General features: G+C 70.8%; 11 protein-coding genes. All 11 read left to right on the plus strand.

From position 1 onward, the window contains the following. On the plus strand, positions 1–406 hold a 406-nt coding region (locus BMW78_RS19885), incomplete at its 5' end, for a DUF4082 domain-containing protein (RefSeq protein ID WP_143056358.1). Between the two features lie 79 nt (positions 407–485). After that, positions 486–2,456 (plus strand): right-handed parallel beta-helix repeat-containing protein, encoded by a 1,971-nt coding sequence (locus tag BMW78_RS19890; RefSeq protein WP_177180486.1) that lies wholly within the window; start codon positions 486–488, stop codon positions 2,454–2,456. 112 nt (positions 2,457–2,568) lie between these two features. Further along, positions 2,569–3,636 (plus strand): glycosyltransferase, encoded by a 1,068-nt coding sequence (locus BMW78_RS19895; RefSeq protein ID WP_091763264.1) that lies wholly within the window; start codon positions 2,569–2,571, stop codon positions 3,634–3,636. A gap of 129 nt (positions 3,637–3,765) precedes the next feature. Continuing rightward, positions 3,766–4,512, plus strand: coding sequence for a nucleotidyltransferase family protein (locus BMW78_RS19900; RefSeq protein WP_091763265.1), 747 nt, complete (start codon positions 3,766–3,768; stop codon positions 4,510–4,512). Beyond that, positions 4,509–5,498, plus strand: coding sequence for a GHMP family kinase ATP-binding protein (locus BMW78_RS19905; RefSeq protein ID WP_091763267.1), 990 nt, complete (start codon positions 4,509–4,511; stop codon positions 5,496–5,498). The genes BMW78_RS19900 and BMW78_RS19905 overlap by 4 nt, the downstream gene beginning before the upstream one ends. A 1-nt stretch (position 5,499) precedes the next feature. Next, on the plus strand, positions 5,500–6,651 hold the full coding sequence (locus tag BMW78_RS19910; protein WP_091763268.1) for a DegT/DnrJ/EryC1/StrS family aminotransferase: 1,152 nt from the start codon (positions 5,500–5,502) through the stop codon (positions 6,649–6,651). Beyond that, positions 6,651–7,811, plus strand: coding sequence for a DegT/DnrJ/EryC1/StrS family aminotransferase (locus BMW78_RS19915; RefSeq protein ID WP_091763270.1), 1,161 nt, complete (start codon positions 6,651–6,653; stop codon positions 7,809–7,811). The genes BMW78_RS19910 and BMW78_RS19915 overlap by 1 nt, the downstream gene beginning before the upstream one ends. Before the next feature lie 29 nt (positions 7,812–7,840). Continuing rightward, positions 7,841–9,355 (plus strand): lipopolysaccharide biosynthesis protein, encoded by a 1,515-nt coding sequence (locus tag BMW78_RS19920; RefSeq protein ID WP_218144436.1) that lies wholly within the window; start codon positions 7,841–7,843, stop codon positions 9,353–9,355. Between the two features lie 106 nt (positions 9,356–9,461). Next, positions 9,462–10,784 (plus strand): UDP-glucose dehydrogenase family protein, encoded by a 1,323-nt coding sequence (locus BMW78_RS19925; protein WP_091763274.1) that lies wholly within the window; start codon positions 9,462–9,464, stop codon positions 10,782–10,784. After that, complete coding sequence (locus BMW78_RS19930; RefSeq protein ID WP_218144437.1) at positions 10,781–12,118, plus strand: glycosyltransferase family 4 protein; 1,338 nt, start codon at positions 10,781–10,783, stop codon at positions 12,116–12,118. Before BMW78_RS19925 ends, BMW78_RS19930 begins: the two co-directional genes overlap by 4 nt. Positions 12,119–12,120: 2 nt before the next feature. After that, on the plus strand, positions 12,121–14,034 hold the full coding sequence (asnB, locus tag BMW78_RS19935) for an asparagine synthase (glutamine-hydrolyzing) (protein ID WP_091763276.1): 1,914 nt from the start codon (positions 12,121–12,123) through the stop codon (positions 14,032–14,034). Positions 14,035–14,043 lie beyond the last annotated feature (9 nt).

Here is a 14,043-nt window from a genome sequence, read left to right on the forward strand (position 1 = left end):
CAAGGCGGACGTGGACGGGTGGGTCACCGGGGTCCGGTTCTACAAGGGCACCGCCAACACCGGCACCCACATCGGGAACCTGTGGTCGGCGTCCGGGACGAAGCTGGCGTCGGCGACGTTCAGCTCCGAGACCGCTTCGGGCTGGCAGCAGGTGACCTTCGCCTCGCCGGTCGCGGTGACGGCTGGAACGGTGTACGTGGCGTCGTACTTCGCCCCGAACGGCGGGTATGCCGCGGACCGGGACTACTTCGCCTCCTCCGGGGTCGACACCGCACCGCTGCACGCGCTTCGTGACGGGGTCAGCGGCGGCAACGGTGTCTACACCTACGGGAACGTGAGCAACTTCCCGTCCAGCACGTACAGCTCCACCAACTACTGGGTCGACGTGCTCTTCTCCACGAAGTAGGCAGTGACCGACCTCTTCTCCACGAAGTAGGCAGTGACCGACGACGGACCGATCGCCAGGGGGACGGTGGATGGTGCTCATGACCAGGACGGCAGCGGTGCTCATCGGCGCCGGCGTCCTCATCACTGTCCTCCTGGCCGGGTTCGTGGTCAGGATGATGGGCGACAGCGAGTCCGTCACTGACTCGTCGCGCAACGCGGTACGCCAGAAGGACGTCGCGCCGCCGGGCGGCAGCTCGGCCGGAGGCGGTGCCGGGCAGACGGCCGGTGCGGACGGGCGGAGGGTGGGTGCCACCTCGGCCGGCCCCAAGGGCCATCCCGTCTGCGGGCAGCCGGTGCTCCGCTCTCCGTGGAGCTACACCGGTCGGGCGGGTCCCTATCGCTCCGGGACCAAAGGGCTGCCGACCTTCGGTGCACCCGGCACGGACTTCCCTGACGCCACCCGAGGACAGGTGCTGCCGCCCGAGGACAAGGACTACGAGAACTGGGAGCTCGACGCCGCCACGGTCTACTACCTCGCTCCCGGGACACACCACGGCAGCTTCAGCGCCAGGAGCGGTGACGTCTTCGTGGGTGGCTGGGCCGACGGTGTGGGTGCCACCCTCGACGGCGAGTACTCCCGCCCAGTCGCGATCGACAGCAACAGCGCAACCGGCGAGCAGGCCGGTGTCACCATCGCCTACCTCACCATCCAAGGGTTCACGCCGCCCGTCGACCAGACGGCCGTCAACCAGGCCGGCAACGCCGACTGGACCCTGCTGCACAGCACCCTCACGCTGAACGTGCCCGGCGGGGGAATGTTCGCCGCGAGTGACAACGTCCTGCGGGAGAACTGCCTGACCCAGAACGGCCAGTACGGTTTCCAGTCCGCGCAGACCATCCGAGGCGACTCCCTGACCGGCGGCCCCTACAACGTGTGGGTCGAGGGCAACGAGATCAGCTACAACGACACCTGCGACCTCTCCGGGTTGCTCAACAACCCCGGCCTCGGTTGGCGCAACCACAACCCCGTGCCCGAGCGGTACCGGAACGAGCACTGCGGCACGGTGAAGGGCAACGGCAACCAGGGCGGCTTCAAGCTGTGGGGCACCAACGGCGTGATGATCAGGAACAACTGGATCCACCACAACTGGGGTGTGGGCGGCTGGGCCGACAGCAACAACGCCAACACCACGTGGACCGGCAACACCATCACCGACAACGAGAACGGCGCCATCTGGGAGGAGACCTCCTACAACTTCTCCATCACCGACAACTGGATCGCCCGCAACAACCTCACCGACGGCCCGGACAACCCGCACTTCCCCATGCCGGCCATCTACGTGTCGGAGTCGGGCAGCGACCAGCGGAACGGGGGAGTGCCGAAGTGCGCCATGGCGACCTGCGCGGCGTCGAAGATGCCGGGCTACCCGAAGCGGTCCGTCATCGCCAACAACACCCTGGTCGACAACGGTGGCGGGATCTTCCTGTGGCAGAACGCCAACCGCTTCTGCGGCGACGGCTTCGACCAGGACTGCACCCTCATGAAGGGCGGATCCAAAGGTCCGTTCAGCACGGAGGGCTGCAAGGCGAACCTGCCGGGTGCCCGGCTGGACCGGACGACGTGGCAGGGGAAGGCCACGGGTTCCCCCACCGAGGACTACTGGGACGGCTGCATGTGGCAGACGCAGAACGTCGATGTCACGCGCAACCAAATCGACTTCGACCCCTCCCACATCGAGGGCTGTACACCCTCGGTGTGGCCGGCGTGCGGCGCGAACGGCCTGTTCAGCCAGTTCGGGGGGCCGAACAGCAGCGCCGGCGGTGGAGACATCCCGACCCAGCTGACCTTCTTCCAGGGCAACAAGTGGTCGGACAACGTCTACAACGGTCCCTCCACCTTCTACGCGTGGAGCCAGGGCAGCCACGACAACCCGGTCACCTGGGCGCAGTGGACCGGTCCGGTGGGCAAGGGGGACCGGTGCACCTCGTCGTCGGCCCGGCAGGGCGGCAGCTGCACAGGGCCGTTCGGGCAGGACTCCGGTAGCACGTTCCGGCCCGGTGGGCGATGACCCGGCCGAACCCGCGAGCCACGGCCGGAGCCGCAGAGCGGGACACGCATGACGCAGGACACGGACACCAGCCGGCGCGACGGTGCGCACGGACGAGGAGAGAGGGCGCTCGATGAGCTCGGTCAGTGTGGTCATTCCCTGCTACAACTACGGCCACTTCCTCGAGCAGGCGGTCAGCAGCGTGCTGGACGACCAGCCGGGTGTGGACGTGCGGGTCCTCATCATCGACGACGCGTCGCCCGACGGTAGCGTCGAGGTCGCTCGGCGGCTCGCCGCCCGTGACCCGCGCATCGAGGTGGTGGCGCACCAGACCAACCAGGGCAACATCGCCACGTTCAACGAGGGCCTGCTGGAGTGGGCCGACGGCGACTACTGCACGCTCCTGTCGGCCGACGACCGGGCCACACCGGGCGCCCTCGGTCGGGCCCGCGACCTGTTGGACGCCCATCCCGAGGTGGGGCTCGTCTACGGACACTCCGTCTGGTACACCGACGGCACCACCCCGCCACCTGCCCGCACGAAGGTGCGGGGCTGGTCGGTCTGGTCCGGGCAGCGCTGGCTCGAGCACCGCTTCCGCCAGGCCGAGAACCCGATCACCACTCCGGAGGTCGTCGTGCGGACGTCGCTGCAGCAGCGCGTGGGTGGCTACGACCCCCAGATGCCGAAGGCCGCCGACATGGAGCTCTTCATGCGCTTCGCGGCCTACGGCGCCGTCGGCTTCCTCCGAGGAGTCGACCAGGCGTACTACCGGCTGCACGGTGCGAACATGAGCAAGGCCGTCAGCCCCCTGATGGACCTGGTGCAACGACGTGAGGTGTTCGAGGCAGTCCTCGACCGCTACGGGCACGCCTTGGCGGATGTCGACCACCTGCGCGACTCCGTGCACCGCCAGCTGGGCCGGGAGGCGCTCTGGGCCGCGGGGCGCGTGCACGACCGCGGTCCCTTCCGGCGAAGTGAGCTGGGGCGTCGCCTGATGGGGGCGGGCAGCAACCCGGAGGAGGGAGACGTCGAGGAGCTGTTGGCGTATGCCGTGGAGTGCTGGCCGGACGTGAAGCGGGCGCGCCTCTACCGGCAGCTCGAGGCGCAGCGTCCACTCGGCCCGCTGGACCTGATGTCCCTCGTCAACTCCAAGCGGGAGTGGTGGCTGCGTCGCCGGGCGTGGAAGTACCGGGGGTACTGACGGACAGCCGGGTCCGCGCGAAGTTCTTCCAGGCCCGCGGTATCAGGCGCAGCTCCCGACGCTCTTCTGACTAGGACGCCCTCTGGAGGGGGCGACGTGGGAACGAGAGATCGGCAGGGGGTCGGGCTCATGGGTGGTCAGCAGCAGGACGAAAGCCAGCGCAGGGCGGCCCGGAAGGCCTTCCTCCTCGCGGCCGGCCTGGGAACTCGCCTCCGCCCGGTCACCGACGCCCTCCCCAAGTGCCTCGTCGAGGTCGGTGGCCGGACGATGCTCGACCGTTGGCTGGACTGCCTCGCGGCGGCAGGTGTCGAGGAGGTCCTCGTCAACACCCACCACTTCGCAGACCTCGTCGAGACGCACGTGGCCGCCCGTGCCACGCCGCCCGTCGTCCACGTCGTCCACGAGCCGGAGCTGCTGGGCAGCGCGGGCACCCTGCTCGCGAACCGTGACTTCGTCGACGACGACGAGATGTTCCTCGTGGTCAACGCGGACAACCTGACCGACTTCGACCTCGGCGAGCTCGTCGACGCCCACCGTGCCAGCCGGGCGGACGCCACGCTGACGGTGTTCCGCGCGCCCCGCCCGTCGGAGTGCGGGGTGGTCGAGGTGGACGACGACGGCTGGGTGGTGGGGTTCGCCGAGAAGCCGGCCGAGCCCAGGAGCGACCTGGCCAACGCCGGCATGTACGCGTTCGGCCCGTCGGTGCTCGACCTCGTCGAGCCCTCCCTGCCGCGGGACATCGGGTTCGACCTCCTGGGGCGGCTGGTCGGGCGTGCCCGAGCGGTGGCGATCGGGGACAGCTACTTCACCGACATCGGCACGCTTTCGGCACTGGAGCAGGCACGGCAGGTCTGGGAGAGCAGGGCGACGGCATGATCATCACGCAGACACCGCTTCGCGTGGGCCTCGTCGGCGGTGGGACCGACCTGCCCGACTTCTACCGCGAGCACGGCGGCCGGGTGCTCAACGCCGCCATCGACAAGTACGTCTACGTCGTCGTCAAGCAGCGCTTCGACGACGAGATCTACGTGAACTACTCCGCCAAGGAGATCGTCTCGCGCGTCGAGGACCTCGAGCACGAGCTGGTGCGGGAGGCCCTGCACATGACCGGGATCCGCGGCGGGCTCGAGATCACCACCCTGGCCGACATCCCTTCAGCAGGGTCCGGACTCGGCTCGTCGTCGGCGGTGACCGTGGGCCTGCTGCACGCGCTCTTCGCCTACCGCGGACGCCAGGTCACCGCGGAGGAGCTGGCGGAACGTGCCTGCACCATCGAGATCGACCGCTGCCGCAAGCCGATCGGCAAGCAGGACCAGTATGCCGCCGCGTTCGGCGGCATCTGTGACCTCCACTTCGGCCCTGGTGACCGTGTGGTCGTCGACCAGCTCGACCTGACACCGACGGTGCGGCGGCAGGTGCAGGACGAGCTCCTGCTCTTCTTCACCGGCACCACCCGCCAGGCGAACAGCATCCTCGGCGAGCAGAAGGCCAACATCGCAGACCGCCTCGCCCAGCTGTTCCAGCTGCGCGACCTCGCGGGTGACGCAGCGGCTGGCCTGCGGGAGGGCGACGTCGACGCGCTGGGTGTCGCCGTCAACAAGAGCTGGGCCGCCAAGCGCGACCTTGCCTCGGGCGTCACCAACAGCCAGATCGACGAGGCGGTGGAGGCGGCGATCGGGGCCGGTGCCACCGGGGCCAAGGTCACCGGCGCCGGCGGCGGTGGCTTCCTGCTGGTCGTGTGCCCGTTGGAGAACCAGCGGGCGGTGCGGCAGCGGCTCGCCCACATGCGCGAGCTGCCCATCAAGATCGAGCCGTTCGGCTCGAGGGTCATCCTGAACGTGCACCGGGACATCTGGAGCTGACATGACGACGACCCCGGTGATCCCGGTGATGAAGCCCTGGCTGGACGAGGCCGAGGCGACGGCGGCCGCAGAGGTGGTCAGCTCCGGCTGGCTCGCCCAGGGCCCGCGCGTGGCGGAGTTCGAGTCGGCCTTCGCGGCGCACGTCGGCGCGGGGCACGGGGTGGCCGTCTCCTCCTGCACCACGGCACTGCACCTGGCCCTGCACCTGCTCGGCATCGGGCCCGGCGACGAGGTCGTCGTGCCGTCCTTCTCCTTCATCGCCACGGCGAACTGCGTCGTCTACGTCGGCGGCACACCGGTCTTCGCGGACGTCGAGGCCGACGACGGCAACCTCAGCGTGCGCACCGTCGAACCGCTGCTGACCGAGCGGACCCGGGCCATCGTCGTCGTCGACCAGGGAGGCATGCCCGCCGACGTCGAGCCCTTGCGGGCGCTCTGCGACAGCCGCGGCATCGCACTCGTCGAGGACTCCGCCTGCGCGGCCGGTTCCCGCTACCGCGGCGCTCCCGTCGGTGCGGGCGCCTTCCTGGCCGCGTGGTCGTTCCACCCGCGCAAGCTGCTCACCACGGGCGAGGGCGGGATGCTCACGACCTCGGACGAGCAGGTGGCGGAGCGGGCGCGGCGGCAGCGCGAGCACGGCATGAGCGTCAGCGCGGCGGCCCGCCACCAGAGCCGCCAGCCCGTCCTCGAGAGCTACCTCGAGGTCGGCTTCAACTTCCGGATGACCGACATCCAGGCCGCGGTCGGGCTCGTGCAGCTGGCCAAGCTCGACGAGATGGTGCGTCGCCGCCGTGTCCTCGCCACCGGCTACCAGGCGATGCTCGCGGACGTACCCGGTCTGCGCACGGTGCAGGACCCGGCTTGGGGCGAGTCGAACTTCCAGTCGTTCTGGGTCGAGCTGGACAGCGGCTTCCCATTGTCGCGCAACGAGATGCTGAAGGCCCTTGCCGCGGAAGGGGTCTCGGCGCGCGCGGGGATCATGGCGGCGCACCGCCAGCCCGCGTATGCCGGCCACCAGCACGGTGACCTGTCGACGACTGAGCGGTTGACGGACCACACCCTCATCCTCCCGGTCTTCCACACCATGACCGAGGCCGAGCAGGAAGTCGTCGTCGACGTGATCCGCCGTGCGGCCGGACTGAAGGCGGCGTGATGTCCCAGCAGCTCTTTCCCACCAGCGCCCAGGAGGCCACGCCCGTGAACGCCATCCCGCTCGTCGACCTGTCCCTGCAGCACCGCGAGGTGGCCGAGGAGGTCGAGGCAGGGTTCGCAGAGGTGCTCTCGGCCGGCGACTTCATCGGGGGCAAGGCGGTCTCCGCCTTCGAGCAGGAGTACGCCGACTTCGCGGATGCACGGTGGTGCGTGGGCGTCGCCAACGGCACCGATGCCATCGAGATGGCTCTGCGGGCGGCGGGGGTCGGCCACGGAGACGAGGTGGTCGTCCCGGCGAACACGTTCATCGCCACGGCCGAGGCGGTCGTGCGGATCGGGGCCCGACCGGTCTTCGTCGACGTCGACGACGACAGCCTGCTCATCGACCCTGCGGCAGTGGAGGCAGCGGTCGGCCACCTCACCCGCGCCGTCATCCCCGTCGACCTCTACGGCCAGGTCGCACCCTTTGAACAGCTTCCCGCCCACCTCGCAGACCATGGGGTCACCGTGGTCGAGGACGGCGCGCAGTCCCAGGGCGCGACGCGACACGGCAGGCGGGCCGGCACCTTCGGCGACATCGCCGCGACCAGCTTCTACCCCGGCAAGAACCTCGGCGCCTACGGCGACGCCGGTGCGGTCGTCACGAACGACGACCTGCTGGCCGAGCGGGTCAGGCTGCTCGGCGCCCACGGCAGCCCTGCGAAGTACCAGCACACCCAGTTCGGCTTCAACTCGCGCCTCGACACCCTCCAGGCGGTCGTCCTGCGGGCCAAGCTGCGCCGGTTGCACGAGTGGAACGAGCAGCGGCGCCTCGCCGCCGCGGCATACGACGAGATGCTGGCCGGCACCCCGGGCCTGCGCACGCCCAGGACGTTGCCCGGCAACGAGCACGTCTGGCACCTCTACGTCGTCCGCGTGGGCCGACGTGACGAGGTGCTGGCCGGACTCCAGGCGGAGGGGATCGGGGCGGGCGTGCACTACCCCGTGCCCGTCCACCTCACCCCGGCGATGGCCGACCTCGGGTACACGCGGGGTGCCTTCCCGGTGAGCGAGCGGGCTGCCGACGAGATCGTCTCCCTCCCCATGTTCCCGGGAATCACCAGGGCCCAGCAGGAGCGCGTCGTCGACGTCCTCCTCTCCACCCTGCGTGCACACGGCTGAGCGGGCGGGGACCAGTCATGGGGGCAGGCGTGGACCAGCAGGTGGCCGAGGAGGGCATCGGCCGCAGTGCTGCGTCCGGCGTGCTCTGGCTCGCCGCGCAGAAGTGGGTGGTCCGCGTCAGCGGCTTCGCGACCCTGGTGGTGCTGACGCGCACGGTCACCCCGCGCGAGTTCGGCGTCGTCGCGGCGGCGATGACGTTCGTGCCGATGATCTACCTCCTGTCCGACCTCGGCTTCTCGACCTACCTGCTGCAGACGCCGCAGGTCGACCGGCGGAGCCTGAGCACCGCGTTCTGGACGTCGGTGGCTGCCGGTGCCCTGCTGTCCGCGGGACTGTGGTTCGTGGCGCCCCTGGTGGCGGAGGCGTTCCGCATCCCCGACCTCGTGCCGGTGCTGCGGGCACTGGTCCTCTCCGTCGTGCCGACGGTGCTGGCCGGCGTGCCGCTCGCGCTGCTCCGGCGGTCGATGCGCTTCCGGGCGGTCGCCGTGCAGGCCCTGGTGGCAGCGGTGCTGGCCCAGACGGTTGCGGTCGTGGTGGCCCTGCGCGGCGGTGGAGTGTGGGCCCTCGTGAGCCAGGTCGTGGTCGCCCAGTGGGTGATCGCGGTGCTCGCCTGGCGCGGTGCGCGCTGGGTTCCCTCGTTCTGGCTGTCGCCCCGGCAGTTCCGCGAGATGGCGTCCTTCGGGCTGCGGGTCTCCAGCGTCGACTTCGTCGCGATGTCGCGCCTGTGGGCCGAGAGCTGGATCATCACGGTGACCCTCGGCCCGTCGGCGCTGGGCCTGCTCAACATCGGCCAGCGCCTCGTGCAGGTGGCCCAGGACCTTGCCGCGGCGTCGCTCGTGCCGGTCTCGACCGTGGTGTTCGCCCGGGTGCGACAGTCCAACGGGCGGCTGCTCGCCACCTACGTCAAGGCACTGGGAGTCGCGTACTCGGTGGTCTCGCCGTTCATGCTGCTCATCGTCGTGACCGCGCCCGCCCTGGTGCCCCTGCTGTTCGGCGAGGAGTGGCGCGCCAGTGTCGCGCCGGCCCAGGCCCTCGCGGTCGCGGGCATCATCACCCTCGGCGCGATGCTCGACCACGGGCTCTTCTACGGGCTCGGCCGGCCCGGGTCGTGGCTGGCGTATGCCGTCGTGGTCGACGCCGCGACCGTCGCCACCACCGCCGTGGCGGTGCAGTTCGGGCTGACCGGCGTGGCGGTCGGCTTCGTGGGTGTCGCCGCTGCGGCGACGATCGCCCGCTGGGTCATCGTCGGCCGGCTGCTGGGGCTGCGGACCCGCGTGGTGGCGCGCCCGTTCCTCACGGTGCTCGTGCCCACCACGGTCACCGCCGCCGCCGGTGCCCTGGTCTTCCGCGCGCTGGAGCACGCGTCGTGGCCCTGGCTCGCCGTGCTCCTGACCGCGGCGGTGACGGTCGTCGTCAACGTGGTCATGCTCCGGCTGCTCGCGGCGTCCATCGTGCGCGACGCGGTGGGCATCGTGCCCGTGCCGGAACGGTACGTGAGCCGGGTGCGGCGCATCCTTCGCCTCGAACCAGTGGGCGCGGCATGAGACCGCCACTCCCACAGCAGGGTTCGCAGCCCATCACCAACTCCGTCAGGGCGCCGCGGGCGCACCGGACGACAGCAAGGCACGGCACGTCGAGCAGGAGGTCGTCATGAAGGTAGCCGTTTTCGGACTGGGGTACGTCGGGGCGGTCACCGCTGCGGGGCTGGCCTCGCGCGGGCACGAGGTCGTCGGTGTCGACGTCGACCCCCTGAAGGTCGACATGATCGCCGCGGGCCAGAGCCCCGTCGTCGAGCCCGGGATCGAGACCCTCGTGCGCGAGGCAGTCGCCGCCGGGCGGCTGCAGGCCACGACCGACCCACGCCTCGCCCTCGAGAACGCCGATGTCTCCCTCGTGTGCGTCGGAACCCCCTCCTCGCCCCGCGGGGACACCGACCTCACCTACATCCAGCGGGCGCTGGTCGACCTGCGTGACGCGATGGAGGTCGCGCAGCCGCCGGCCTCGGGCCACCACTCCGTCGTCATCCGCTCCACGGTGCCCCCCGGCACCGGCGCCGAGGTGGTGGCACCGGTGTTCGCGGAGGAGTCACTCCCGGAGGGGTGGTCGGTCGGCACCGCGATGTGTCCCGAGTTCCTGCGGGAGGGGTGCGGCGTCGCCGACTTCTTCGCACCGCCCTTCGTCGTCGTCGGCACCGGCGACCCGACCACGCGGGCCGCCCTGACGGAGCTCTTCGCCTTCCTCGGCCAGGAGGTCCACCACGTCGACGTGGCGTCGGCCGAGGCGCTGAAGTACGCCTGCAACGCCTTCCACGCGGTCAAGGTCACCTTCGCCAACGAGATGGGCCGGGTGTTCTCGCCCTACGGCGTCGACGCACGCCAGGTCATGGAGATCTTCTGCGAGGACCACAAGCTCAACATCGCGCCGACCTACCTGCGGCCCGGGTTCGCCTTCGGCGGCTCGTGCCTTCCCAAGGACCTCCGCGCCCTGCAGAGCATGGCCCGGCACATCGGCGTCGAGATCCCCATGGTGGGTTCGGCGATGGTGAGCAACGAGATCGCCGTCCGCTCCCTCGTCGACCGGGTGATCGCGACCGGCCACCACAGCGTGTGCCTGCTCGGGCTGAGCTTCAAGATGGACACCGACGACCTGCGCGAGAGCCCGAACCTCGAGGTCGCCGAGCGCCTCTTCGGCAAGGGGCTCGACGTGCGGATCTACGACCCGATCGTCAACCCCGACCTGTTGTTCGGCGCGAACCTGCGGCACCTCCAGAGCAAGCTGGCGCACGTCAACCGCCTGCTGGCGGCCACGCCCGATCAGGCGCTCGAGGGTGCCGAGGTGGTGCTCGTGTCGTCGAGCGACCCGGCCGGCCTCGCGGCCCTGAAGGCCTCGTCGCCGAAGGTGGTCATCGACCTCAACGGCCGCCTCGGCCCCGACGTCGAGCAGCTGGCGCCCTACGAGGGAGTGAGCTGGTGAGCCGATACCGCCGACCCGGGTCCCGTTCGCGGGTGCTGGTCATCGTGCAGAACCTCCCGGTGCCGTTCGACCGGCGGGTCTGGCTCGAGTGCCAGAGCCTGCTGCGGGCCGGCTACGACGTGACCGTCGTCTGCCCGCGCGGCCAGGGCACCGGCCCGGAGCAGGTGGTCGAGGGGGTGCGCATCCTGGCCTACCAGCCCTATGCGCCGGGCGGGCGTGCCGTCGGCTTCTTCGTGGAGTACGCGTACTCCTTCCTGGCGACGGCCAGGCTGGCCCTGAAGGCGCGCCGACAGGGTGCCTTCGACGTGGTGCAGGCCTGCAACCCGCCGGACATCTTCTGGCCGCTCGCCTGGGCCCTTCGGGTGCGCGACGGCTCCCGCTTCGTCTTCGACCACCACGACCTCTGCCCCGAGCTGTTCGAGTCGCGGTTCCCGAACGGCCCGTCGGTGTTCCACCGCGGCCTGCTCCTGCTCGAGCGCGCGACCTTCCGCACCGCCGACCGGGTCACCTCCACCAACGAGTCGTATGCCGCGATCGCGCGGTCGCGCGGGGGCAAGGCTCCCGAGCACGTCACCGTCGTGCGCACCGGGCCGGACCCGCAGCGGCTGAAGCGGCAGGCGCCGGCGCCGGAGCTGCGTCGTGGCCGGGCGCACCTCGTCGCCTACATCGGGGTGATGGGCCCCCAGGACGGTGTCGACATCGTGGTGCAGGCTGCCGACCTGATCGTCAACACGTGGGGCCGCGACGACATCTCGTTCGTCCTCATGGGTGGCGGTGACTGCTGGGGAGACCTGGTCGCCGAGCGCGACAGGCTCGGTCTGCAGGACCACGTCGACCTGCCGGGCCGGGTGCCGGACGAGTTCGTGACGGAGGTCTTCTCCACCGCTGACGTGGGGCTCTCGCCCGACCCGCTCAACGCGCTCAACGACGTGTCGACCATGAACAAGACGATGGAGTACATGGCGTTCGCGATGCCCGTCGTCGCGTTCGACCTCAAGGAGACCCGCGTGTCGGCGCAGGACGCAGCCGTCTACGTCGAGCCGGGGGATGTCGAGGCCTACGCCCGCGCCATCGTCGAGCTCGTCGACGACCCCGCCGCCCGCGAGGAGATGGGCCGGCGCGGGCGGGAGCGGGTCGAGCAGCAGCTCGCGTGGGAGCACCAGAGCGTCGGCTACGTCGCGGTGTTCGACGAGCTGACCGGCCGTCCGCGCCGCGCAGCCCGCACCACTCGCGGCGTCGCCTCCACGTCCACCCCCGCCGCACCGCCTTCGCCTGCCGCTGCGGGAGCGCCCGCAGAGCCGGCGACGCCTCCTCTCGCGCGGACGGAGGCCTAGCCGTGTGTGGGGTGGCCGGGGCCTACCAGCAGCCCGACGGGAAGGTGCTCGTCGGGACGATGGTCGACCGCCTCGAGCACCGGGGACCCGACGCGGGTGGCGTCGTGGAGCTCGTCGACCCCGACACGTCCGTCGTGCTCGGGCACCGCCGGCTGTCGATCATCGACCTGTCCACCGCCGCCGACCAGCCGTTCGCCAAGGACGGGCTGACGCTCAGCTACAACGGCGAGATCTACAACTTCCTCCAGATCCGCCGCGAGCTCGAGGCGCTGGGAGTGCGCTTCGCGACCCGCTCGGACACCGAGGTGGTGCTGGAGGCCTGGCGGGTCTGGGGTACCGCGTCGCTGCGCCGGTTCCGGGGCATGTTCGCGTTCGCCGTCCACGACGCCCGCACCGGCAGCCTGACGCTGGTCCGTGACCCGTTGGGCATCAAGCCGCTCTACGTCATGCCGCGGGGGTCGGGCGTCGTCTTCGCCTCGGAGCTCAAGGCGATCCTCACCGTGGTGGGGCCGGAGCTGAAGGTCGACCCCGCCGCGATGGTCGCCTCGACGCTCTACTACTGGCTGCCGCAGGAGTTCAACGCCGTGCAGGGCGTGCACAAGCTGGCTCCCGGCTCGTGGCGCACCTACCACCGCGACGGCTCGGTGTCCGAGGGCCGGTACTGGGACACCGCCGAGGAGGCGGCCCGTGCCGCGGCGGGCCCGCGAGCCGACCTGCGCGAGGTGCTCGAGGCATCGGTGCAGGCGCACCTCGTCTCCGACGCACCGGTGGCGTCGTTCCTCAGCGGCGGCCTGGACTCGAGCATCGTCACCGCCCTGGCGCACCGCGCCGACGCGGCCATCGAGGCCTACACCATCGCCTTCCGCGCGCAGGACCAGCGGCTCGAGGCCATGCCGGACGACGCCCGCTACGCGCGGATGATGGCCTCCCACCTGGGAATCCGGCTGCACGAGATCGAGATCAGCCCCAACGTGGTCGACCTGCTGCCGCGCATGGTCGACATCCTCGACGAGCCCATCGGCGACCCGGCCGCGATCAACACGCTGCTCATGTGCGACGCCGCCCGGGAGGCGGGCGTCAAGGTCCTGCTGTCCGGGATGGGCGCCGACGAGCTGTTCGGCGGCTACCGCAAGCACCTGGCCACCCTCATCACCGCCCGCTACCGCCGGCTGCCCCGAGCGGTTCGCACCGGTGTGGTGGCGCCCGCGGTGCGGGCGATGCCGGTCGCGGTGGGCCAGCGCGGCATACGCACCGTCCGCTGGGCCCAGCGCTTCCTCACCTTCGCCGAGCTCCCGGAGGAGGAGGCGTTCCGGCGCAGCTACACGCTCTACGACCGCGACGAGCTGGTCGACCTGCTCGACCCCGCACTGACCGGCGACGTGGACCACGTCATCGACAGCCACCGCGCGGTCTACGAGGACACGACGCTCACCGACCAGGTCGACCGGATGTGCCTGGCCGACACGCGGATGTTCATGGTGGGCCTCAACCTCACCTACACCGACCGCGCCAGCATGGCGGCCTCCACCGAGGTGCGCGTGCCGTTCGTCGACCCGGTGGTCTTCGCGGCCGCGTTCTCGCTGCCCGGTTCGGAGAAGATCCGCGGGCGGGTGCAGAAGGCCGCGCTCAAGGACGCGGCCCGGGCGTGGCTCCCCGACGAGGTGATCGACCGCCCCAAGGCCAGCTTCGGTGTGCCGCTGCGGGCCTGGGTCACCAACGACCTGCGCGAGCTCGTCGACGACACGCTGCTGCGGGGCGAGCTCGTCGGCACCGGCTTCCTGCAACGGGAGCCGTTGGAGCGGCTGGTCGCCGACCAGCGCAGCGGACGCCGCGACGAGTCCAAGCAGATCTGGCAGCTCCTCTGCCTCGAGCAGTGGTACCGCACCGTGCAGGCCGCAGGGGTGGGCACGGCATGAACAGGGGGA

Source organism: Pedococcus cremeus (genome assembly GCF_900111375.1).
Lineage (GTDB): Bacteria > Actinomycetota > Actinomycetes > Actinomycetales > Dermatophilaceae > Pedococcus_A > Pedococcus_A cremeus.